Source organism: Pseudomonas mucidolens (genome assembly GCF_900106045.1).
GTDB classification, from domain to species: domain Bacteria; phylum Pseudomonadota; class Gammaproteobacteria; order Pseudomonadales; family Pseudomonadaceae; genus Aquipseudomonas; species Aquipseudomonas mucidolens.
In genome coordinates this window covers 805,732-825,740 of the sequence record NZ_LT629802.1, presented here as the reverse complement: position 1 = coordinate 825,740, position 20,009 = coordinate 805,732, and the positions used below count along the sequence as shown (strand labels likewise).

At 60.3% G+C, this 20,009-nt stretch carries 19 protein-coding genes; 14 read left to right on the top strand and 5 right to left on the bottom strand.

The window, feature by feature from the left end; all coding sequences use genetic code 11:
• Window positions 1–82 precede the first annotated feature (82 nt).
• Entirely contained in the window at window positions 83–1,651 is a 1,569-nt protein-coding gene (locus tag BLU75_RS04115; RefSeq protein WP_084380814.1) for a glycoside hydrolase family 17 protein, read from the top strand.
• Between the two features lie 7 nt (window positions 1,652–1,658).
• On the opposite strand, the gene BLU75_RS04110 is transcribed toward BLU75_RS04115, so the two are convergent.
• Window positions 1,659–2,027 carry a hypothetical protein gene (locus BLU75_RS04110; protein WP_084380813.1) on the bottom strand — a complete coding sequence of 123 codons (369 nt, stop codon included), beginning with the start codon at window positions 2,025–2,027 and terminating at the stop codon, window positions 1,659–1,661.
• A 236-nt stretch (window positions 2,028–2,263) separates the two neighbouring features.
• Between BLU75_RS04110 and BLU75_RS04105 the strand changes: the two genes are divergently transcribed.
• On the top strand, window positions 2,264–3,562 hold the full coding sequence (locus tag BLU75_RS04105; protein WP_084380812.1) for a serine/threonine protein kinase: 1,299 nt from the start codon (window positions 2,264–2,266) through the stop codon (window positions 3,560–3,562).
• Complete coding sequence (locus BLU75_RS04100; protein ID WP_084380811.1) at window positions 3,555–4,343, top strand: MlaA family lipoprotein; 789 nt, start codon at window positions 3,555–3,557, stop codon at window positions 4,341–4,343. The genes BLU75_RS04105 and BLU75_RS04100 overlap by 8 nt, the downstream gene beginning before the upstream one ends.
• A gap of 57 nt (window positions 4,344–4,400) precedes the next feature.
• On the opposite strand, the gene BLU75_RS04095 is transcribed toward BLU75_RS04100, so the two are convergent.
• On the bottom strand, window positions 4,401–5,315 hold the full coding sequence (locus BLU75_RS04095) for a DUF808 domain-containing protein (RefSeq protein WP_084380810.1): 915 nt from the start codon (window positions 5,313–5,315) through the stop codon (window positions 4,401–4,403).
• A gap of 134 nt (window positions 5,316–5,449) precedes the next feature.
• Here BLU75_RS04095 and BLU75_RS04090 point away from each other — a divergent pair, with 134 nt between their 5' ends.
• Complete coding sequence (locus BLU75_RS04090) at window positions 5,450–6,058, top strand: TetR/AcrR family transcriptional regulator (protein WP_084380809.1); 609 nt, start codon at window positions 5,450–5,452, stop codon at window positions 6,056–6,058.
• A 208-nt stretch (window positions 6,059–6,266) separates the two neighbouring features.
• On the opposite strand, the gene BLU75_RS04085 is transcribed toward BLU75_RS04090, so the two are convergent.
• Complete coding sequence (locus tag BLU75_RS04085; protein ID WP_084380808.1) at window positions 6,267–6,707, bottom strand: GlcG/HbpS family heme-binding protein; 441 nt, start codon at window positions 6,705–6,707, stop codon at window positions 6,267–6,269.
• A gap of 243 nt (window positions 6,708–6,950) precedes the next feature.
• On the opposite strand from BLU75_RS04085, the gene gcl reads away from it, so the two are divergent.
• The 9 genes from gcl (at window position 6,951) to BLU75_RS04035 (ending at window position 17,808) form a co-directional block, all read left to right on the top strand.
• Complete coding sequence (gene gcl, locus BLU75_RS04080; RefSeq protein ID WP_084380807.1) at window positions 6,951–8,726, top strand: glyoxylate carboligase; 1,776 nt, start codon at window positions 6,951–6,953, stop codon at window positions 8,724–8,726.
• A 71-nt stretch (window positions 8,727–8,797) separates the two neighbouring features.
• Window positions 8,798–9,580, top strand: coding sequence for a hydroxypyruvate isomerase (hyi, locus tag BLU75_RS04075; RefSeq protein ID WP_084380806.1), 783 nt, complete (start codon window positions 8,798–8,800; stop codon window positions 9,578–9,580).
• A gap of 150 nt (window positions 9,581–9,730) precedes the next feature.
• On the top strand, window positions 9,731–10,621 hold the full coding sequence (locus tag BLU75_RS04065) for a 2-hydroxy-3-oxopropionate reductase (protein WP_084380805.1): 891 nt from the start codon (window positions 9,731–9,733) through the stop codon (window positions 10,619–10,621).
• Between the two features lie 180 nt (window positions 10,622–10,801).
• A complete protein-coding gene (locus tag BLU75_RS04060; RefSeq protein WP_084380804.1) occupies window positions 10,802–12,082 on the top strand; it encodes a glycerate kinase type-2 family protein in 1,281 nt (426 codons plus the stop codon).
• Window positions 12,072–13,487, top strand: a complete 1,416-nt coding sequence (gene pyk, locus BLU75_RS04055) for a pyruvate kinase (RefSeq protein WP_084380803.1) — start codon at window positions 12,072–12,074, stop codon at window positions 13,485–13,487. Before BLU75_RS04060 ends, pyk begins: the two co-directional genes overlap by 11 nt.
• Window positions 13,488–13,606: 119 nt before the next feature.
• Window positions 13,607–14,479: an urea transporter gene (locus BLU75_RS04050; protein WP_084380802.1), complete on the top strand. Its 873-nt coding sequence runs from the start codon at window positions 13,607–13,609 to the stop codon at window positions 14,477–14,479.
• Between the two features lie 31 nt (window positions 14,480–14,510).
• Window positions 14,511–15,335, top strand: a complete 825-nt coding sequence (locus tag BLU75_RS04045; RefSeq protein WP_084380801.1) for an ion transporter — start codon at window positions 14,511–14,513, stop codon at window positions 15,333–15,335.
• 105 nt (window positions 15,336–15,440) lie between these two features.
• Entirely contained in the window at window positions 15,441–16,445 is a 1,005-nt protein-coding gene (locus BLU75_RS04040; protein ID WP_084380800.1) for a sulfate ABC transporter substrate-binding protein, read from the top strand.
• A gap of 160 nt (window positions 16,446–16,605) precedes the next feature.
• A complete protein-coding gene (locus tag BLU75_RS04035) occupies window positions 16,606–17,808 on the top strand; it encodes an MFS transporter (RefSeq protein ID WP_084380799.1) in 1,203 nt (400 codons plus the stop codon).
• A 14-nt stretch (window positions 17,809–17,822) separates the two neighbouring features.
• Here the strand turns inward: BLU75_RS04035 and phnN are convergent, their stop codons facing one another.
• Complete coding sequence (gene phnN / locus BLU75_RS04030) at window positions 17,823–18,389, bottom strand: phosphonate metabolism protein/1,5-bisphosphokinase (PRPP-forming) PhnN (RefSeq protein WP_084380822.1); 567 nt, start codon at window positions 18,387–18,389, stop codon at window positions 17,823–17,825.
• A gap of 475 nt (window positions 18,390–18,864) precedes the next feature.
• On the opposite strand from phnN, the gene BLU75_RS04025 reads away from it, so the two are divergent.
• Window positions 18,865–19,410, top strand: coding sequence for a hypothetical protein (locus BLU75_RS04025; RefSeq protein WP_090221373.1), 546 nt, complete (start codon window positions 18,865–18,867; stop codon window positions 19,408–19,410).
• Window positions 19,411–19,601: 191 nt separating this feature from the next.
• On the opposite strand, the gene BLU75_RS04020 is transcribed toward BLU75_RS04025, so the two are convergent.
• Window positions 19,602–20,006: a hypothetical protein gene (locus BLU75_RS04020; RefSeq protein ID WP_084380797.1), complete on the bottom strand. Its 405-nt coding sequence runs from the start codon at window positions 20,004–20,006 to the stop codon at window positions 19,602–19,604.
• Window positions 20,007–20,009: the final 3 nt, after the last annotated feature.

The following is a 20,009-nucleotide window of genomic DNA, read 5'->3' as shown; positions in this document are numbered from 1 at the left end:
CCTTGCATATCAACCGCACGCGCCCCCTGAAAATACGCAAATACAGGTAAGATGCGCGGCTTCGCCCCCAGACGGCCTGACCATGCCAGCGACTGCCCGCTTCCCTGCCCTGCCTTATTTATTCGCATTGACCCTTGGCCTGTTCGCCCTCATTGGTTACTGGTACGGCCTCGGCCAACCGGTGGCATTGCCGGATGTCGCCAGCGCCTCGCACAAGTTGCACTGCGCATCCTACACGCCCTTCGACAAGGACCAATCACCCTTTGACCAGCCGCTCAAGTTGCGTCCCGAGCGCATGGACGCCGATCTGGCACTGCTGGCTACGCGCTTTGAGTGTATACGCACTTACTCCATGACCGGTCTTGAAGCGTTGCCGGACCTGGCGCGCAAGCACGGCCTGAAGCTGATGATGGGTGCCTGGGTCAACCGCAACCCGGTGGACACCGCCAAGGAAGTCGACTTGCTGATTGCCTCGGCCAACGCCAACGCAGACGTGGTCACCTCGGTGATCGTCGGCAACGAAACCCTGTTACGCAAGGAAATCACCGCGACACAATTGGTGAGGCTGATTGAAAAGGTCAAGCGTCATATCCAGCAGCCCGTCACCTATGCCGACGTGTGGGAGTTCTGGTTGCAGCATCCGGAGATTGCCCCGGCCGTGGACTTCCTGACCATCCACCTGCTGCCTTATTGGGAAGATGACCCGGCGGGCATTGACCAGGCCCTGCGGCATGTCGGCGATATCCGTCAGACCTTCGGCAATCGTTTCGCGCCCAAGGATGTCATGATCGGCGAAACCGGCTGGCCCAGCGAAGGCCGCCAGCGCGAGACCGCGCTGCCGAGCCGGGTCAACGAAGCCAGGTTCATTCGCGGGTTTGTCGCAATGGCCGAAGCCAATGGTTGGCAGTACAACCTTATAGAAGCCTTTGACCAGCCCTGGAAACGCGCCAGCGAAGGAGCGGTCGGCGGCTATTGGGGGCTGTTCGATGCCGATCGCCAGGACAAGGGCATCTTGGCCGGACCGGTGACCAATGTGCCGTACTGGCCTATCTGGCTGGGCCTGGGCGGAATAATCGTGTTGGCTACGCTGCTGCTCGGCGGTCGTGTGCGCGGCACCCGCGCGGCCTTGTTGTTGCCGCTGCTGGGCGCAGTAGCCGCGGGCTCGATGGGCTCCTGGGCCGAACTGAGCCGCGTGACCGCACGCTTCACCGATGAGTGGATCTGGGCCGGCCTGCTGATGGCGCTGAACCTGCTGGTGCTGGCTCACGCCGCCCTCGCACTGAGTACGCGCCAGGGTTGGCGCGGACGCTGCTTCACCTGGCTGGAGCAGCGCGCCGGCTGGTGGGTGGCGATCGCCGGGTTTGCCGCTGCGGTGATGATGTTGGCGCTGGTGTTTGATCCGCGTTATCGCAGCTTCCCCAGCGCGGCCCTGCTGTTGCCGGCACTGGTGTACCTGCTGCGCCCGGTCAGCGGGCCACGCCGGGAGATTGCCCTGTTGACTTTCATTATCGGTGCCGGCATCGCACCACAGTTGTACCGTGAAGGCTTGCTGAACCAACAGGCCTGGGGCTGGGCGTTGGTGAGTGTGCTGATGGTTGCGGCCTTGTGGCGTTGCCTGCGAGTGCGTAGGTTTGACGCGCCCACAGGTTAATGCTCAGTCATGCAGCCCGTTGCGCCCTGACAAGGCGCAAGCCTGCAATCACCAGCGCAAACACCGCATAACTGGTGTTGTACAAAGCCAGCGCCGGTAATCCGAAGGCCAGCGCCAGTACCGCCAGGCCCCAACCGGCGCGCCCCGGCAACAAAAAACCGAGCACTGCGGTGATCAACGCGGCCCAGCCCATTACCTTGAAATGAATCATCAAACCCAGCTTCGCCCGTACCTGGCACTCCCAGCGACTGGCTTCATCCGCGCAAATGCCAACCCATTGACCGTGCTCCATAAACCCATAACGGGCGGCATAACTGGCGGCCAGCCATAAGGGCAAGGCGACGAGCAGCACAATCAACGGCAAACGGCGGGACATAGGGTGCTCCGATAGGCAAAAACGGCGCTCAGCTTAATCGTCCGGTTGCCGTTGGCAAGGTTTGTGCGCAGATAAGTGTTCAGTTACGCGTCCCAACGTGTATCGTCTAACTACTATTACCCCGACTCCTACGTTTTTATCCGAATTTTCGTGCCGAAGGCTGGCACTTCGGCTGCAACGCGGTGGTCATAGCCTGCGAACTTCATTCAGCACGTTTCCTCTTTAGGGATTTAGTCATGCTCCGTTCCTTGCGCTGTGTTGCCCTCCTGGGCGGCCTTTTTCTGAGTGCGTCAGCACTGGCAGTCGACGTCGACCCGGCCAGCTATGGCTATCCTTTGACCAATCCGTTCGAAGCGACCATCGCCACCACGCCACCGGACCTGCGGCCGGATTTGCCGTCCGTCGACGACATCAACCAATCCGACTACGACCTGACCATGCGTCCGGAGCGTGCATTCAGCCTGCCCGACAATTTTTGGTCAGTGAAAAAGCTGACCTACCGCATCGCCAAGCAGGACCGGGCAGCGCCGCTGATTTTCCTGATCGCCGGCACTGGCGCGCGCTTTGACAGCAGCATCAACGAATACCTGAAAAAACTCTATTACAAGGCTGGCTACCATGTCGTTCAGCTGTCGTCGCCCACCAGCTTCGACTTCATCAGTGCCGCCTCGCGTTTCGCCACCCCCGGCATCACCCAGGAAGACGCCGAAGACATGTACCGCGTGATGCAGGCTGTGCGTGCGCAAAACCCCACCCTGCCGGTCACCGACTTCTACCTCACCGGTTATAGCCTGGGTGCGCTGGACGCGGCCTTCGTCAGCAAGCTGGACGAAACCCGACGCAGCTTCAACTTCAAGAAAGTGTTGCTGCTCAACCCGCCGGTCAATCTCTACACCTCGATCACCAACCTCGACAAGCTGGTGCAGACCGAGGTCAAGGGCATCAACAACAGCACCACGTTCTACGAGCTGGTACTGAACAAGCTGACCCGCTACTTCCAGGAAAAAGGTCACATCGACCTCAATGACGCGCTGCTCTACGACTTCCAGAGTTCCAAGCAGCACCTGAGCAACGAGCAAATGGCGATGCTGATCGGCACCTCGTTCCGCTTTTCGGCAGCCGACATTGCCTTCACCTCGGACCTGATCAACCGCCGCGGCCTGATCATCCCGCCGAAATACCCGATCACCGAAGGCACCAGCCTCACGCCGTTCCTCAAGCGTGCACTGCAATGCGACTTCGACTGCTACCTCACCGAACAAGTGATCCCGATGTGGCGCGCCCGCACCGACGGCGGCAGCCTGTTGCAACTGATCGACCAGGTCAGCCTGTACGCCCTCAAGGATTACCTCCACGACAGCCCGAAAATTGCCGTCATGCACAACGCCGACGATGTGATCCTCGGCCCCGGCGACTTGGGCTTCCTGCGTAAAACTTTCGGCGATCGCTTGACCGTCTACCCGTTTGGCGGCCACTGCGGCAACCTTAATTACCGCGTCAACGCCGACGCCATGCTGGAGTTCTTCCGTGGCTAAATTCTTCCTGCTTCTCGCTGCCTTGATGTGCGCAGGCGTGGTTAATGCCGACAACAGCGAAGCCCATACGCCGACCGTGGTCGACGAAGATGGCTTCAAGCAGCCCCTGAGCAAACTCAAATTCAACCCCGGCCTGGATCAGCGCGAGTTCGAGCGATCGAGCCTCAACGCCCTTAACATCTATGACCCGCTGGAGTCGTGGAACCGTCGGGTGTACCACTTCAATTACCGGTTCGACGAATGGGTATTCTTGCCGGTGGTCGAGGGTTATCGCTACGTCACGCCAAGCTTCCTGCGCACCGGCGTCAGCAACTTCTTCAACAACCTGGGCGATGTGCCCAACCTGTTGAACAGCCTGCTGCAACTCAAGGGACATCGCTCTCTCGAAACCACCGGCCGCCTGCTGGTAAACACCACCCTTGGGGTCGCGGGCCTGTGGGACCCGGCCACGGCGATGGGCCTGCCTCGCCAAAGCGAAGACTTTGGCCAGACCCTGGGCTTCTACGGCGTGCCCGGCGGCGCCTACCTGGTGCTGCCGATCCTTGGCCCGTCGAACCTGCGGGATACCGGCGGCCTGCTCGTCGACTACGGTGCCGAGTCGCAGATCAACTTCCTCAACGTGTCCGAGGTCAGCTCCAACCACCCGGAAGTCTGGGGCCTGCGCGCGGTGGACAAGCGTTACCAGACCAGCTTCCGCTACGGCCAGTTGAACTCGCCGTTCGAGTACGAGAAAGTGCGCTACGTGTACAGCGAATCGCGCAAACTGCAGATAGCCGAGTAATCCCCAAACATAAAAAAGGCCATTCGATTGAATGGCCTTTTTTCATCGCGACAGACCTCAAGTCTTGAGGGCTTTCCAGGTTTTACCGAGCACACTGACCACCGCCAATACCAACGCCCCGGCAATAATTCCGGCCACCGCATTCAACAATGTCGGCATCAGCCAGCTGATTCCACCAATGCTCTGGCTGACCGTCTCGATCCAGTGATGCACCACCGGGATACCATGGGTGAGAATTCCGCCGCCAACCATGAACATCGCCGCCGTGCCAATCACTGACAGGCTTTTCATCATGTACGGCGCAGTCCGCAGAATCCCGGCACCGATGCTGCGCGCTATCTGGCCCGGCTTTTGGGTGAGCCACAGGCCCAGGTCATCCAGCTTGACGATACCCGCCACCAGGCCATAAACCCCCACCGTCATCACAATGGCAATGCCCGACAGCACGATCACTTGTTGCATCAGCGGCGCATCGGCCACCGTGCCCAGGGTGATGGCGATGATTTCCGCCGAAAGGATGAAGTCAGTACGGATGGCGCCCTTGATCTTGCCTTTCTCGAACGCCACCAAGTCCGTCGCGGGATCAGCCACCGCCTCGACCAGTTGGGCATGTTCGGCCTGTTTTTCAGCCTTGCTGTGCAGGAATTTGTGGGCGAGCTTTTCAAATCCTTCGAAACACAGATAAGCACCGCCCAGCATCAACAGCGGCGTCACTGCCCACGGCGCAAAGGCGCTGATCAGCAGCGCGGCCGGTACCAGGATCAGCTTATTGACGAACGAGCCCTTGGCCACCGCCCATACCACCGGAATTTCCCGTTCGGCACGTACACCCGAGACTTGCTGGGCGTTGAGCGCCAAATCGTCTCCAAGCACGCCGGCGGTTTTCTTGGCGGCCACTTTTGTCATCAACGCCACGTCGTCGAGCACGGCGGCGATGTCATCGATCAATAACAACAAGCTGCTTCCTGCCATGAATCAGGTGTCCTTCAGAAGAAATATGCGCGAGCATAGCGCGGCGCGGCGTGTCGCGGGCACATTCTTGAGACTCGCGGATAGCCGGTGCTACCATGCGCAACCGCCTGTTTCGGCAAGGAACCCTCTGGTCCATGAGCACCATTCGCGAGCGCAACAAAGAACTGATCCTGCGAGCTGCCAGCGAGGAGTTTGCCGACAAGGGCTTCGCCGCGACCAAAACCAGCGACATCGCCGCCAAGGCCGGGCTGCCCAAACCCAACGTTTATTACTACTTCAAGTCCAAGGAAAACCTCTACCGCGAGGTGCTCGAAAGCATCATCGAGCCGATCCTGGCCGCTTCCACGCCTTTCAACCCGGATGGCGACCCCAAGGAAGTGTTGAGCGGCTACATCCGCTCGAAAATCTGCATCTCCCGCGACCTGCCCTTTGCCTCGAAAGTGTTCGCCAGCGAAATCATGCACGGCGCGCCACACCTGAGCGCCGAGCAGGTCGAGCAACTTAACGCGCAGGCCAAGCACAACATAGATTGCATCCAGAGCTGGGTGGATCGTGGGCTGATTGCCGCGATTAATCCCAACCACCTGATGTTCAGCATCTGGGCCGCAACCCAGACGTATGCCGATTTCGACTGGCAGATCTCGGCGGTGACCGGCAAGACCAAACTGGATGAGGCGGATTACGAAGCGGCGGCACAAACGATTATCCGGTTGGTGTTGAAGGGGTGCGAGCGGGATCTTTGAATGGTGTGTCCGGCGCTGGATCCGCCCCTCACCCCAGCCCTCTCCCCAGAGGAGAGAGGGAGCCGATTGGGGGATATCGGGCAACTGCGGCGACCTGAACATGCGACACTGAATCCATAATCGACGCGATGGTTCAGGTCGCAAAATTCATCCGCATACGTCGGTCAGTCCCCTCGCCCCCTTGGGGAGAGGGTTAGGGTGAGATACCTCAAGCAGGCACTCCTGCATCCGCCAGCAATCCCAGGCTTTCGATCGCACTGATCGCGCACTGCTCATCAATATCCGACGTATCGCCGCTGATCCCGATCGCCCCCATCACGCGCCCGGCCTGATCCCGAATCAGCACGCCACCCGGCGCCGGCACCACACTGCCCTGCCCCAGGCTGTTCAACGCCGCAATAAATGCCGGCCGCTGCTGCGCATCCAACGCCAATAGGCGTGAGCCCTTGCCCAAGGCAATCGCACCCCACGCCTTGCCGATGGCAATTTGCGGGCGCAGCAGGCTGGCACCGTCTTCACGTTGCAAGGTAATCAGGTGTCCACCGCTGTCGAGTACCGCAATAGTCAGTGGTGCGGTCGAGAGGGTGCGACCTGCAGCGATCGCCTGGCTGGCCAAGTTGACTGCGACGTTCAAGGTTAGAGCGCTCATGGGTGCCGTCCTTATTTTGTTATTGGAAAAACTCAATACAACAAATAGAACACAATAGATTTATTTTTTGTATACAATATTTCTAAACATATGCACCACACGTCGAAATAAACGCGCTTGAAAGCCTTCCGACGAACGTAATGGCCCGGGTACGAAATGGATTGACCTGTGCCGCTCGCCGTGAATACACTTCAAAGCAACACCACTTGTATACAATTACAAAACGCAAGAGGCACCAAAACCATGAGCAAAATGAGAGCAATCGAAGCCGCCGTCCTGGTGATGCGCCGTGAAGGGGTCGATACCGCCTTTGGCATTCCGGGCGCTGCGATCAACCCGTTGTACTCGGCCTTGAACAAGGTCGGCGGCATCGATCACGTCCTCGCTCGCCACGTGGAAGGCGCTTCGCATATGGCCGAGGGCTACACCCGCACCAAGGCCGGCAATATCGGCGTGTGCATCGGTACTTCGGGTCCGGCGGGTACCGACATGGTCACCGGCCTGTACAGCGCTTCGGCGGATTCGATTCCGATCCTGTGCATCACCGGGCAAGCACCACGAGCGCGTATGCACAAGGAAGATTTCCAGGCAGTCGACATCACCAGCATCGTCAAGCCGGTGACCAAATGGGCGACCACCGTGCTGGAACCCGGCCAGGTGCCGTATGCGTTCCAGAAGGCCTTTTATGAAATGCGCTCCGGCCGTCCGGGTCCGGTGCTGATCGACTTGCCATTCGATGTGCAAATGGCCGAGATCGAGTTCGATATCGAGGCCTATCAGCCGCTGCCCCTGGCCAAGCCGCTGGCGACCCGTGTCCAGGTCGAGAAAGCCCTCGCCATGCTGGATCAAGCCGAGCGCCCGCTGCTGGTCAGCGGTGGCGGCGTGATCAATGCCGACGCCAGCGAACTGCTGGTGGAATTCGCCGAACTGACGGGTATCCCGGTGATCCCGACGCTGATGGGTTGGGGCACCATCGCCGACGATCATCCGCTGATGGTGGGCATGGTCGGTCTGCAAACTTCGCACCGCTATGGCAATGCCACAATGCTCAAGTCGGACGTGGTGCTGGGCATCGGCAACCGCTGGGCCAACCGCCACACAGGATCGGTCGAGGTTTACACCGAAGGTCGAAAATTCATCCACGTGGACATTGAACCTACGCAAATCGGTCGCGTATTCACCCCCGACCTGGGTATCGTTTCCGACGCAGGTGCAGCACTGACGATGTTTATCGAAGTCGCCCGTGAGTGGAAAGCCGCCGGCAAGCTCAAGGACCGCGGCGCCTGGCTCAACGACTGCCAACAGCGCAAAGCCACCCTGCACCGCAAGACCCACTTCGACAACGTGCCGGTCAAGCCGCAACGGGTGTACGAAGAGATGAACCAGGTGTTCGGCAAAGACACCTGCTACGTCAGCACCATCGGTCTGTCACAGATTGCCGGCGCGCAGTTCCTGCACGTCTACAAACCTCGGCACTGGATCAACTGCGGCCAGGCCGGTCCATTGGGCTGGACCATCCCGGCAGCGTTGGGTGTGGTCAAGGCTGATCCGAGCCGCAAAGTGGTGGCATTGTCCGGTGACTACGACTTCCAGTTCATGATCGAAGAACTGGCAGTGGGTGCGCAGTTCAAGCTGCCGTATATCCACGTGGTGGTGAACAACTCGTACCTGGGACTGATCCGTCAGGCGCAGCGCGGGTTTGAAATGGACTACTGTGTACAACTGTCCTTCGATAACCTCAATGCGCCGGAACTCAACGGTTATGGCGTCGACCACGTAGCAGTCGCCGAAGGGCTGGGCTGCAAGGCCTTGCGTGTATTTGAACCGGGCCAGATCCAGCCGGCATTGCGCCGCGCCCAGGAAATGATCGAAGAGTTCAAGGTACCGGTGATCGTTGAGATTATTCTGGAACGGGTGACCAACATTTCCATGGGCACCGAAATCAACGCCGTCAACGAATTCGAAGACCTGGCGCTGGTGGGCAACGACGCCCCTACCGCGATTTCACTGCTCGATTGATGATGCTGGATTAAAGAGTGTGCGTTCCCGTGGTTGTGCACGGGAACGTTGACGTTTTTGAGGAGACTCACATGCCGCGTTTTGCCGCCAACCTGTCCATGCTGTTCACCGAACAGGATTTCCTTGCTCGCTTCAAAGCTGCAGCCGACGCTGGTTTCAGCGGCGTGGAATATCTGTTCCCGTATGAGTTCAGCTCTGCCGAAATCAAGGCACAACTGGACGCCCACGGCCTGACTCAAGTGCTGTTCAACCTGCCGGCCGGCGATTGGGCCAAGGGTGAACGAGGCCTGGCCTGCCACCCGGATCGGGTCGAGGAGTTCCGCGCCGGGGTCAACCTGGCGATCGCCTATGCCCAAGTGCTGGGCAATACTCAAATCAACTGCCTGGCGGGCATCCGTCCACAAGGCGTCGATGAGGCGGTCGTGGAGAAGACTTTCGTCGACAACCTCAAATATGCCGCCGACAAACTGCAAGCGGTGGGCATCAAGTTGGTGATGGAAGCCATCAACACGCGCGACATCCCGGGCTTCTACCTCAACCACACCGCCCAGGCCTTGGCGATTCGCGAGCAAGTGGGCAGCGCCAACCTGTTCCTGCAATACGACATCTATCACATGCAAATCATGGAAGGCGATCTGGCCCGGACCATGGCCGCGCACCTGCCGCAGATCAACCACATCCAATTGGCGGACAACCCAGGGCGTAACGAACCGGGAACAGGCGAGATCAACTACCGCTTCCTGTTCGAACACCTGGACCGCATGGGTTATCAGGGGTGGGTTGGCTGTGAGTACAAGCCGCTGACCACCACTGAAGCCGGCCTTGGCTGGCTCAAGACCCACAACGCGATCTAAGCCACACCATAAAAACCTGTGGGAGCTGGCTTGCCTGCGATGCGGACACCACGATGCATCAGGCATACCCAGGTGATGCTATCGCAGGCAAGCCAACTCCCACAGGGGGCAGCGCCAGACCTGCACAACTAATAAAAAGAGGATTTCTCCATGGCTAAAATCGGATTTATCGGCACCGGCATCATGGGTCAACCCATGGCCGCCAATCTGCAGAAAGCAGGTCACCAACTGTTTCTTTCCGAACATCACGGCAAGGCGCCTGAGCCACTGATCGCCGCCGGTGCCGTGGCCCTGGCCACCCCGCAGCAGGTGGCTCAGGAAGCCGAGTTCATCATCGTCATGGTACCTGACACCCCGCAGGTCGATGACGTGCTGTTCCGCGAAGACGGCGTTGCCGCAGGTTTGTCACCGAACAAAGTGGTGATCGACATGAGTTCGATCTCGCCGACCGCCACCAAAGCCTTCGCTGCAAAAATCAACCAGGCCGGCGCGCAGTACCTCGATGCGCCAGTGTCCGGGGGAGAAGTCGGCGCCACGGCCGGGACCTTGAGCATCATGGTCGGCGGCGAACCGGGCACCTTCGAGCGCGCCTTGCCGCTGTTCCAGAGCATGGGCAAGAACATCACCCTGGTGGGCGGCAACGGCGACGGCCAGACCGCCAAGGTGGCGAACCAGATCATCGTCGCCCTGAATATCCAGGCCGTGGCCGAAGCGTTGTTGTTCGCCTCGAAAAACGGTGCGGACCCAGCCAAGGTGCGTGAAGCGCTGATGGGGGGATTTGCCTCGTCGAAGATTCTGGAAGTGCATGGAGAACGGATGATCAAGGGCACCTTTGATCCCGGTTTCCGCATCAACCTGCACCAGAAGGACCTGAACCTGGCCCTGGCCGGCGCCAAGGAACTGGGAATCAACCTACCCAACACGGCTGGCACCCAGCAAGTCTTCAGTACCTGCAACGCGCTCGGTGGCGGCAACTGGGACCACTCGGCGCTGATCAAGGGGCTGGAGCATATGGCGAACTTCTCGATTCGCGACAAGTAAGTACGCCTGCGATCCGCCTTTGGAACGCGATCAAAATGTGGGAGCGGGCTGGCTCGCGATAGCGGTGTAGCGGTCAACATGGATGTTGAATGCAAGACCATCGCGAGCCAGCCCACTCCCACATTTTGATTCGGTTCCAAGTCTCACATCTAATAACAAGCATTCTCCGGGAGCCCACTTATGTCGGTCGATCCGCAACACTTGCTCCGTGAGCTGTTTGCCACAGCCATCGACGCCGCCCATCCCCGGCAAGTCCTTGAGCCCTATCTGCCCGCCGACCGTAGCGGTCGTGTGATCGTGATTGGCGCGGGCAAAGCGGCGGCGGCGATGGCGCTGGTGGTGGAAAACTGCTGGCAAGGCGACGTCTCGGGCCTGGTCGTCACGCGATATGGCCACGGCGCGCCGTGCAAAAAAATCGAAGTGGTGGAAGCCGCGCACCCGGTACCGGATGCTGCGGGCCAGGCCGTGGCCAAGCGCGTACTGGCACTGATCAGCAACCTGAATGAAGACGATCGCGTGATCTTCCTCTTGTCCGGCGGCGGTTCGGCCCTGCTGGCGCTGCCTGCCGCGGGCATCACCCTGGCTGACAAACAAAGCATCAACAAAGCCCTGCTCAAATCCGGCGCGACCATTGGCGAGATGAATTGCGTGCGCAAGCACCTCTCGGCCATCAAGGGCGGCCGACTGGCCAAGGCCAGCTGGCCGGCGACGGTCTACACCTATGCGATTTCCGATGTACCGGGCGACCAGGCCAGCGTGATTGCCTCCGGCCCGACCGTCGGCGATCCGAGCACCTCGCAACAGGCGCTGGCAATCCTCAAGCGTTACCAGATCGAGGTCCCGGCGGCTGTACGCGATTGGTTGCAGAGTCCGGAATCCGAGACCGTCAAACCTGGCGATCAGTGCCTGGCACGCAGTCATTTCCAGTTGATCGCGCGCCCGCAGCAATCCCTCGAGGCCGTGGCGGTCAAAGTCCGCCAGGCCGGCTTCAGTCCGCTGATCCTCGGCGACCTGGAAGGCGAAGCGCGGGACGTGGCCAAGGTCCACGCCGGCATCGCCCGGCAAATCGTGCAACACGCTCAGCCACTCGCGGCGCCCTGCGTGATCCTGTCCGGCGGTGAAACCACCGTCACCGTGCGCGGCAATGGCCGCGGCGGACGTAATGCCGAATTCCTCCTGAGCCTGACTGACAGCCTCAAAGGCCTGCCCGGTGTCTACGCCCTGGCCGGTGACACCGACGGCATCGACGGCTCCGAAGACAACGCAGGCGCAATCATGACGCCGACCAGCTACGCCCGCGCCGAAGCCTTGGGCCTGTCGGCCAGCGATGAGTTGGACAACAACAATGGCTACGGCTACTTCGCGGCCCTCGACGGGTTGATCATCACCGAGCCGACCCGCACCAACGTCAACGACTTCCGCGCCATCCTGGTGCTCGAGAGCAATGAACATGACGCCTGACAAGAAAGTCAAAATCCTCGCCACCCTGGGGCCTGCCACCGACGACATTGATGACATCCGCGATCTGGTCGAGGCTGGGGTCAACATTTTTCGCCTGAACTTCAGCCACGGCGACCACGCCGATCATGCCCAGCGTTATGCGTGGATTCGCCAGGTCGAACGGCAACTGAACTATCCCCTGGGCATCCTCATGGATTTGCAGGGGCCGAAGCTGCGGGTCGGCCGCTTTGCCGAGGGCAAGGTGCAACTGGTGCGTGGCCAGGCCTTGCGCCTGGACCTGGATACGACGCCCGGTGATCAGCGGCGGGTCAACCTGCCCCATCCGGAAATCATCGCGGCCCTTGAACCAGGTATGGACCTGCTGCTGGACGACGGCAAGCTGCGCCTGCGAGTCACCCACAAATACAACGACGCCATCGACACCACCGTACTCAATGGCGGAGAACTGTCCGACCGCAAAGGTGTAAACGTCCCACAGGCTTTATTGGAGCTGAGCCCATTGACCGCCAAGGATCGGCGCGATCTGAGTTTCGGCCTGGAGTTGGGTGTGGACTGGGTCGCGCTGTCCTTTGTGCAACGCCCGGAAGACATTCGCGAAGCCCGCGATCTGATCGGCGACAAAGCCTTCCTGATGGCCAAGATCGAGAAACCCTCGGCCGTGCAACGTTTGCAGGAAATTGCCGAGTTGAGTGATGCGATCATGGTCGCCCGAGGTGACCTGGGCGTAGAGGTCCCGGCCGAAAGCGTGCCGCAGATTCAAAAAGACATCATCACCACCTGCCGCCAGCTGGGTAAACCGGTGGTCGTCGCCACGCAGATGCTCGAATCCATGCGATTCTCGCCCGCACCGACTCGCGCCGAAGTCACCGACGTGGCCAACGCCGTGGCCGAAGGCGCCGACGCAGTGATGCTCTCGGCGGAAACCGCTTCGGGAGAATACCCACTGGAGGCCGTGCAGATGATGAGCAAAATTATCCGCCAGGTAGAGAACGGTCCGGACTACGCGACCCAACTCGATGTCAGCCGGCCCAAGGCCGATGCCACGGTGTCCGACGCCATCAGCTGCGCGATCCGCCGTATCAGCAGCATTCTGCCGGTGGCAGTGCTGGTCAACTACAGCGAGTCCGGCACCTCCACGCTGCGCGCAGCGCGGGAGCGCCCGGCGGTGCCGATCCTCAACCTGACACCGAACCTCTGCACCGCCCGCCGCTTGAGCGTGGCCTGGGGTGTACATTCGGTGGTCAATGACCGCTTGCGACAAGTCGATGAGGTGTGTTCCACGGCACTGGAAATTGCCCAGGCCCAAGGGATGGCAGAGCGCGGCGATACGTTGGTGATCACGGCGGGCGTGCCGTTCGGCCAGCCAGGTTCGACCAACTCGTTGCGTATCGAAACGTTGATTTAGCGCCTGCCAGGGCCTCATCGCGAGCAAGCCCGCTCCCCCCATTGATCCGCGAACAGGGTCAAGTGTGGGAGCGGGCTTGCTCGCGATGGGGGCAACTCGGTCCTACTGACTCACCCACCATGCCCAATCCATCCTGCCCCGACTGGGCCGAAGCCGTGCTCAACGGTTTCAGCCAGATCTTCCTGCAACGTCACCCTGTGTGTGGCTTGCTTTGTCTGCTGGCGATATTGCTCTGCGCTCCGCAGTTGCTCGGCGGTGCGCTCCTGGGCGGGATCGCCGGCTTGATCACGGCCCAACGCCGGGACTATCCCAAGGCCGAGCGCCAGGCCGGACTCTATAGCTATAACGGCGTACTGCTCGGCTTGTTGATCAGCCAACACTGCGCATGGTCGGCGCTGTTACCACCGTTGATCCTGGCGTGCGGCGGGTTGAGCGCGATCCTCACACGGCAATGGCTCAAACGTGCGAATAATCCGACTAACCTGCCCGCCTACACCGCGCCCTTTGTCGGGTTGGGCTGGCTGCTGCTCGGTGCCAGCCCGGCGTCGGCGCCAACGGCGATAACCGTCGATGCCGGGTCATTGCTTGGCGCGCCATTGACCGGTCTCGGCCAGATCATTCTGTTGGATCAGCCGCTGGCCGGCCTGCTGATCGCCCTTGGTCTGCTGCTGGCCAACCGTCGCGCGGCGTTCTGGGCGCTGATCGGCGCCAGCGTCGGCGTGCTGTTTGCCTTGCAGTCGGACGCACCCGCCGCCCTGCTTGGCCTGCACAGCTATAATCCGGCGCTCGCGGCAGTGGCGCTCAGCCAACTGCGGCGGCAACCCTGGCCGCCGCTCTGCGGCATCTTCCTGGCAATCCTGCTGACGCCAGGCTTCGCCGCCTTGCACCTGGCGGCCCTCACCGCGCCGTTTATCCTCGCCTGTTGGCTGGCGCGCGCGACGGTGCGCATGATGCCCAGCGCCAACATGGACAGCCCGTTCGAATCCCCCTAGGCTTGCCCGATACTTGATTCAGGCGAACTCCATGCACAGCAAGAACGACTGGCGCCAGCGGCTCTACGTGATAATTTTCCAGACCGACACGGTGGCCGGACGCCGATTCGACAGCACCCTGCTGCTGCTCATCCTCTCCAGCCTGGTGGTGGTGATCCTCGACAGCATCGACGCGGTCCACCAGAACTACGCCAACGTGCTGGCCTACATCGAATGGGGCTTCACCCTCATCTTCGCCGTCGAGTACGGGCTGCGGCTGTACTGCTCGCCCAAGCCGCTGCGCTATGCCTTCAGTTTTTACGGACTGGTGGACTTGCTGGCCATCGTCCCCAGCATCCTCGCGCTGTATTACAGCGACGCCCAATACCTGTTGATCGTGCGGATTATCCGCATGCTGCGAATCTTCCGTGTGCTCAAGCTCAGCCCTTACCTCAAGCAGGCCAACTACCTGATGTCGGCGCTGCGGGGCAGCAAGCAGAAGATCGTGGTGTTCCTGGTCAGCGTCTGCACCCTGGTGACGGTATTCGGCACCTTGATGTACGTGATCGAAGGGCCGGAACATGGGTTCACCAGTATTCCCAAGGGTATCTACTGGGCCATTGTCACCCTGACCACCGTGGGCTTTGGCGACATCGTGCCGAAAACCGCGCTGGGCCAGGTTATCTCGTCGCTGGTGATGATTACCGGTTACTCGATCATCGCCGTGCCCACCGGGATTTTTACCGCTGAACTGGCCAACGCCATGCGCGGCGACCAACTGCGGCATGACTGCCCGGTGTGCAAGAAAAACAACCACGAACCCAACGCCGCCTTTTGCTCACGTTGTGGAAATGGGCTGTACAAGAAAGTGGAATAAGCAAAGTTCTTTTTAATCTTTAAGCGTCTATGGTGCTGCGGCTATAGTCCGAGGCTATAAGCCAGCACTGAATTGGCAACCTTTACCAACAGCAAGGAATGAGCAGTGAAAAAATTCGTTAGCGCCTCTCTCCTGGCCGCCGCCCTGACGCTGTCTGGCGCTGCGCAAGCCGCATCGACCACCTTGCTCAACGTCTCTTACGACGTCATGCGCGACTTCTACAAGGACTACAACGCCGCCTTCCAGAAACACTGGCAAGCCGAACACCCGGACGACAAGCTCACCTTGCAAATGTCCTTCGGTGGTTCGAGCAAACAGGCGCGCTCGGTGATTGACGGTCTGCGGGCTGACGTAATCACCATGAACATGGCCACCGACATCAATGCCCTCGCGGACAACGGCAACCTGGTGCCAGACGACTGGGTCACTCGCCTGCCGAACAACAGCGCGCCGTTCACCTCCGCCACCGTCTTTATCGTGCGCAAAGGCAACCCCAAGGCGCTGAAAGACTGGCCAGACCTGCTCAAAGAGGGCGTGCAAGTCATCGTGCCCAACCCGAAGACCTCTGGTAACGGGCGCTACACCTACCTGTCGGCCTGGGGTTATGTGTTGAAAAACGGCGGTGACGAGAACAAAGCCAAGGCATTTGTCGGCAAGCTGTTCAAGCAAGCGCCCGTGCTGGATACCGGCGGCCGTGCCGCTACCACCACGTTCATGACCAACCAGATCGGCGACGTGCTGGTGACCTTTGAAAACGAAGCGGAAATGATTGCCCGTGAGTTCGGGCGGGATCAGTTCGAAGTGGTCTACCCAAGCGTTTCCGCCGAAGCCGAGCCACCGGTGTCGGTGGTCGACAAGGTGGTCGAGCGAAAAGGCACCCGCAGCGCCGCCGAAGACTACCTGAAATACTTGTGGTCGCCGCAAGGCCAGGAAATCGCCGCCAACAACTACCTGCGCCCACGGGACCCGGCGGTGCTGGCCAAGTACACCGACCGCTTCCCGAAAGTCGATTTCCTGTCGGTGGAAAAAACCTTCGGTGACTGGCGCACCGTGCAGAAAACCCACTTCAACGATGGTGGGGTGTTTGACCAGATCTACAACGGGCAGTAAAACCCTTGAGGATTGATCGTTCCCGCACGGGTGGGAACGGTCCCTCCATGACTCAGCCATCAATCCCGGACATGAGTGAAATCAGCACAAGCGGTCTATCCCCGGCCTCGCCGAGCGTTTAACCTTTCACGCCATCCTCCCCCGCGTTAAAGAGCGAACCATGACAGCGATTTCCAACGCCTCCCATCCCGGCACCATGACCCGAGGCATGGTGATGCTGTTTGCGTTCTGTTGCGGCGCCATCGTCGCCAACCTCTACTACGCACAGCCGATCATCGAAATGATCGCCCCGGACATCGGCCTGACACCGGCCATGGCCAGCCTGATCGTGTCCCTGACCCAGGTCGGTTATGCCTTGGGCCTGTTCTTCCTGGTGCCGCTGGGCGATTTGCTGGAAAACCGCAAACTGATGATCACCACTACCGTGGTGTCCATCGCCAGCCTGTTGGGCGCCGCCCTCATTGAACAACCGAACCTGTTCCTGCTGGTGTCATTGCTGATCGGCTTCAGTTCGGTGTCGGTGCAAATCCTGATTCCGCTGGCCGCGCACCTGGCTCCGGCTGACTCCCGTGGTCGGGTGGTAGGCAGCATCATGGGTGGCCTGTTGCTGGGCATTCTGTTGGCGCGGCCGATATCCAGCGTGGTCGCCGATCACTTCGGCTGGCGGGCGATGTTCATCGCGGCGGCAGCGCTGATGGCGGTGATCAGTGTCGTACTGTTGCTGACGATTCCCAGGCGCCAGCCGGACCATCGCGCCAGCTACGGACAGTTGTTGCGCTCGCTGAGTACCTTGCTACGCCAGCAACCGCTATTGCGCCAACGCGCGTTTTACCAGGGTTGCCTGTTCGCCGCCTTCAGCCTGTTCTGGAGCGCAGCACCGCTGGAGCTGGTGCGCAACCATGGCCTGAGCCAGAGCCAGATCGCGATCTTCGCCCTGGTCGGCGCGATTGGTGCCATAGCCGCGCCAATTGCCGGGCGCCTGGCCGACGCCGGCCACACTCACCGGGCCTCGTGGCTGGCGATCATGGTGGCGGCGCTGAGCTTTCTGCCGGCGTTGGTCCACCCGATCTATAGCGTGATCGGCATGGCCGTCACCGGCGTGGTCCTGGACTTCTGCGTGCAGATGAACATGGTCCTCGGCCAACGTGCGATCTACTCCCTCGACGCCAACAGTCGCAGCCGCTTGAACGCGCTGTATATGACCAGCATCTTTATCGGCGGTGCGTTCGGCTCGGCCATCGCCAGCAGCGTGTATGAGTACGGTGGCTGGTTGGCGGTGGTGGTAATCGGCAGCGCCTTCCCGTTAGTAGCGCTGCTGCGCTTCATGAGTGTGTCGAAGGCCGCCGCGGCGGTGAATGCCTGAACCTGAGCGCCCGCTCAGGCGCGGGCACAATGACCGTCGGCGAGCGCCGCAAGCAAGCGTTCGACGGTATGCTCCAGCGGGCCGGAGTTATCCAGCAGGTGTACACCGGCGGTTGCCATCAGACGCTCACCGAACTGCGCGTTGCGCGCCAGGCGCGCCTCGATTTCGCTCGGCGACTCCCGCCCCCGCGCCAACAAGCGTTGGCGCAATACGCCAGCGTCCACCGTCAGCAACACCACCTGCAACGTCGGGTAACGCAGGCGGGCTTGCGCCAGGTGGCCCCGGGAGCCGTTGACCAACACATCCTCCCCCACCGCCAGCCAATCGTCGATCTCCCGGGGAATACCATAGGACAAGCCATTCGCCTGCCAGCACAGGGCAAACGCACCGCAGGCCTGCAGCGCGGCGAATTGCGCCGGGCTCACGCCTTGCGCCGCCTCGCCCAGCGCTTGCACCGAGCGCGTGATAACCCGTTGCACAATGCGACAGCCGCGCGCGGCCAAGCGCGCACGCGCGGCATCCAACAGGCTGTCCTTGCCCGAACCGGAAGGTCCGATGAGATAGATCAACCTGCCTGTCATCAACATACCCTGTGGTTTTTCGCCAGACTTGCCGGATTACGGGTCTGTGGCAAGGGGTTTGACTGCCTGGAATCAAACTCGAAGGGCGCCGCTACTTGTGGCGAATTACAATCGAAAAGGCAGCGTCGCAGAACGTTGAGCTCGAACACTATTGCAAGCTGATTACTGCGCTCAAACTTCACCCGAAGAATAAGCAGAGACAGCTCCTTTCAACTCGCCGAGCCGCTCGCCGATGCGCGGACGAATGCCCAACAAGACCTGATTCAACGTGGCTGACGCACTATCTGAGCATGACATCATATTTGCTCAAGTGGATTTTATAACAGCTGGGTAATCATGAACTACGCTGTTTAATGTAACCCTGGGACGCTCCTGCGTCACAGCCATCATGTATTTACCGATGCCGATGTCTCAATGGATCTGTTTACAGACTCCTCGTGTGGCACCCCTTGTTGATACCGCCGAGGAGAACATCGTGATCCAGAACATTTTATTCGTATCGCTGGCCATAGTGCCATTCGCCGCGTTCAGCGCCGCTCTAACTGTGGAAAACCAATCCACAAACGCTGGCGTGATTGTCGACAAGGAACTTTACCCAGCGTGCGAACCGCACCCGGGTAACAGCGCCTGGTGCATGTTGCCCCCCACCCGACAGCTGGTCTATACATTGCCGAGCTATGCCAGCAAGGAGCTCACCTTCGTCTCTCTCATCGAGACCAAACCCGACGATCAGAAGCCAGATATCGAGTACAAAGTAGGCACCAACGGCCGTGCGTACCAATTGCTGGGGTCAGGCAGCTATACCTACAATAGCAGCGAGAGTTCCAAGACCCAGCGCCTGTCCTGCAATACCCTGGGCAAACCCAGTACCAGTCAGATCAGTATCTCGATCCCCGAGCAGTTCAACCAGACCTGCACAGGACCCCACGATCAATTTGTCAAATGGGTGGACAACCGAGATGATCTGGAGATGAGAATCGACTTCAAAATAACAACTGCATCGACTACTGCGATCAAGTAAGCCCTAGTGTGGTATTTCATAAATACCACACTAAAACCTGTTACGCCTGAACCCCGAGTCACGCGTGATGCCCGAAGAATGTCGGGTGAAACTCTACGGCCTGCTAGTGTTGGACGTCCGCCTTCGCCCGAACTTTTTCAGTTCTTTGGCCTGGAGCACGGCCATTTTCGATTGCCAACCGTTACAGCTACTTACTTCGCGTAGTGCTTGCTCAAGCCCGGCGGCACGCCCTGCACATTGGTTTCTTCCCACGGCCCATTCGGGCTGATGGAACGGCTCCAGCCATTGCTCCAGCGGTAGTACGTGCGCTGGCGATAGAACGTATCCGGCTGTTCGTCCAGCACATACACGCCCATCTTGCCGTCCCAGTGACTTTCGGCGCCCGGTGGTGGCGCGAAAGTCGCCGAGGTACGGGGGATCGGCCGTGGCGCGGGGGTCGCCGGGGTCGACGGTTGCGTCGATGGCCGGGTGCCGGGTTGGGTAGCCGGGCCTGACGACGGAATGGTCGGGCCGGTCTGCGCCGGCGGCCGATGCACCGCACAGGCACTCAACCCCAGAACCAGGCTAAGCAAGGTGATACGAGCGATGGCGGTCATGGG

Coding starts and splice junctions, on each gene's coding strand:
- pyk (WP_084380803.1), top strand. CDS start 12,072: ATGACGCCTGACAAGAAAGTCAAAATCCTCGCCACCCTGGGGCCTGCC.
- BLU75_RS04050 (WP_084380802.1), top strand. CDS start 13,607: ATGCCCAATCCATCCTGCCCCGACTGGGCCGAAGCCGTGCTCAACGGT.
- BLU75_RS04065 (WP_084380805.1), top strand. CDS start 9,731: ATGGCTAAAATCGGATTTATCGGCACCGGCATCATGGGTCAACCCATG.
- BLU75_RS04060 (WP_084380804.1), top strand. CDS start 10,802: ATGTCGGTCGATCCGCAACACTTGCTCCGTGAGCTGTTTGCCACAGCC.
- gcl (WP_084380807.1), top strand. CDS start 6,951: ATGAGCAAAATGAGAGCAATCGAAGCCGCCGTCCTGGTGATGCGCCGT.
- BLU75_RS04035 (WP_084380799.1), top strand. CDS start 16,606: ATGACAGCGATTTCCAACGCCTCCCATCCCGGCACCATGACCCGAGGC.
- BLU75_RS04085 (WP_084380808.1), bottom strand. CDS start 6,707: ATGAGCGCTCTAACCTTGAACGTCGCAGTCAACTTGGCCAGCCAGGCG.
- BLU75_RS04020 (WP_084380797.1), bottom strand. CDS start 20,006: ATGACCGCCATCGCTCGTATCACCTTGCTTAGCCTGGTTCTGGGGTTG.
- BLU75_RS04110 (WP_084380813.1), bottom strand. CDS start 2,027: ATGTCCCGCCGTTTGCCGTTGATTGTGCTGCTCGTCGCCTTGCCCTTA.
- hyi (WP_084380806.1), top strand. CDS start 8,798: ATGCCGCGTTTTGCCGCCAACCTGTCCATGCTGTTCACCGAACAGGAT.
- BLU75_RS04045 (WP_084380801.1), top strand. CDS start 14,511: ATGCACAGCAAGAACGACTGGCGCCAGCGGCTCTACGTGATAATTTTC.
- BLU75_RS04105 (WP_084380812.1), top strand. CDS start 2,264: ATGCTCCGTTCCTTGCGCTGTGTTGCCCTCCTGGGCGGCCTTTTTCTG.
- BLU75_RS04115 (WP_084380814.1), top strand. CDS start 83: ATGCCAGCGACTGCCCGCTTCCCTGCCCTGCCTTATTTATTCGCATTG.
- BLU75_RS04095 (WP_084380810.1), bottom strand. CDS start 5,315: ATGGCAGGAAGCAGCTTGTTGTTATTGATCGATGACATCGCCGCCGTG.
- phnN (WP_084380822.1), bottom strand. CDS start 18,389: ATGACAGGCAGGTTGATCTATCTCATCGGACCTTCCGGTTCGGGCAAG.
- BLU75_RS04090 (WP_084380809.1), top strand. CDS start 5,450: ATGAGCACCATTCGCGAGCGCAACAAAGAACTGATCCTGCGAGCTGCC.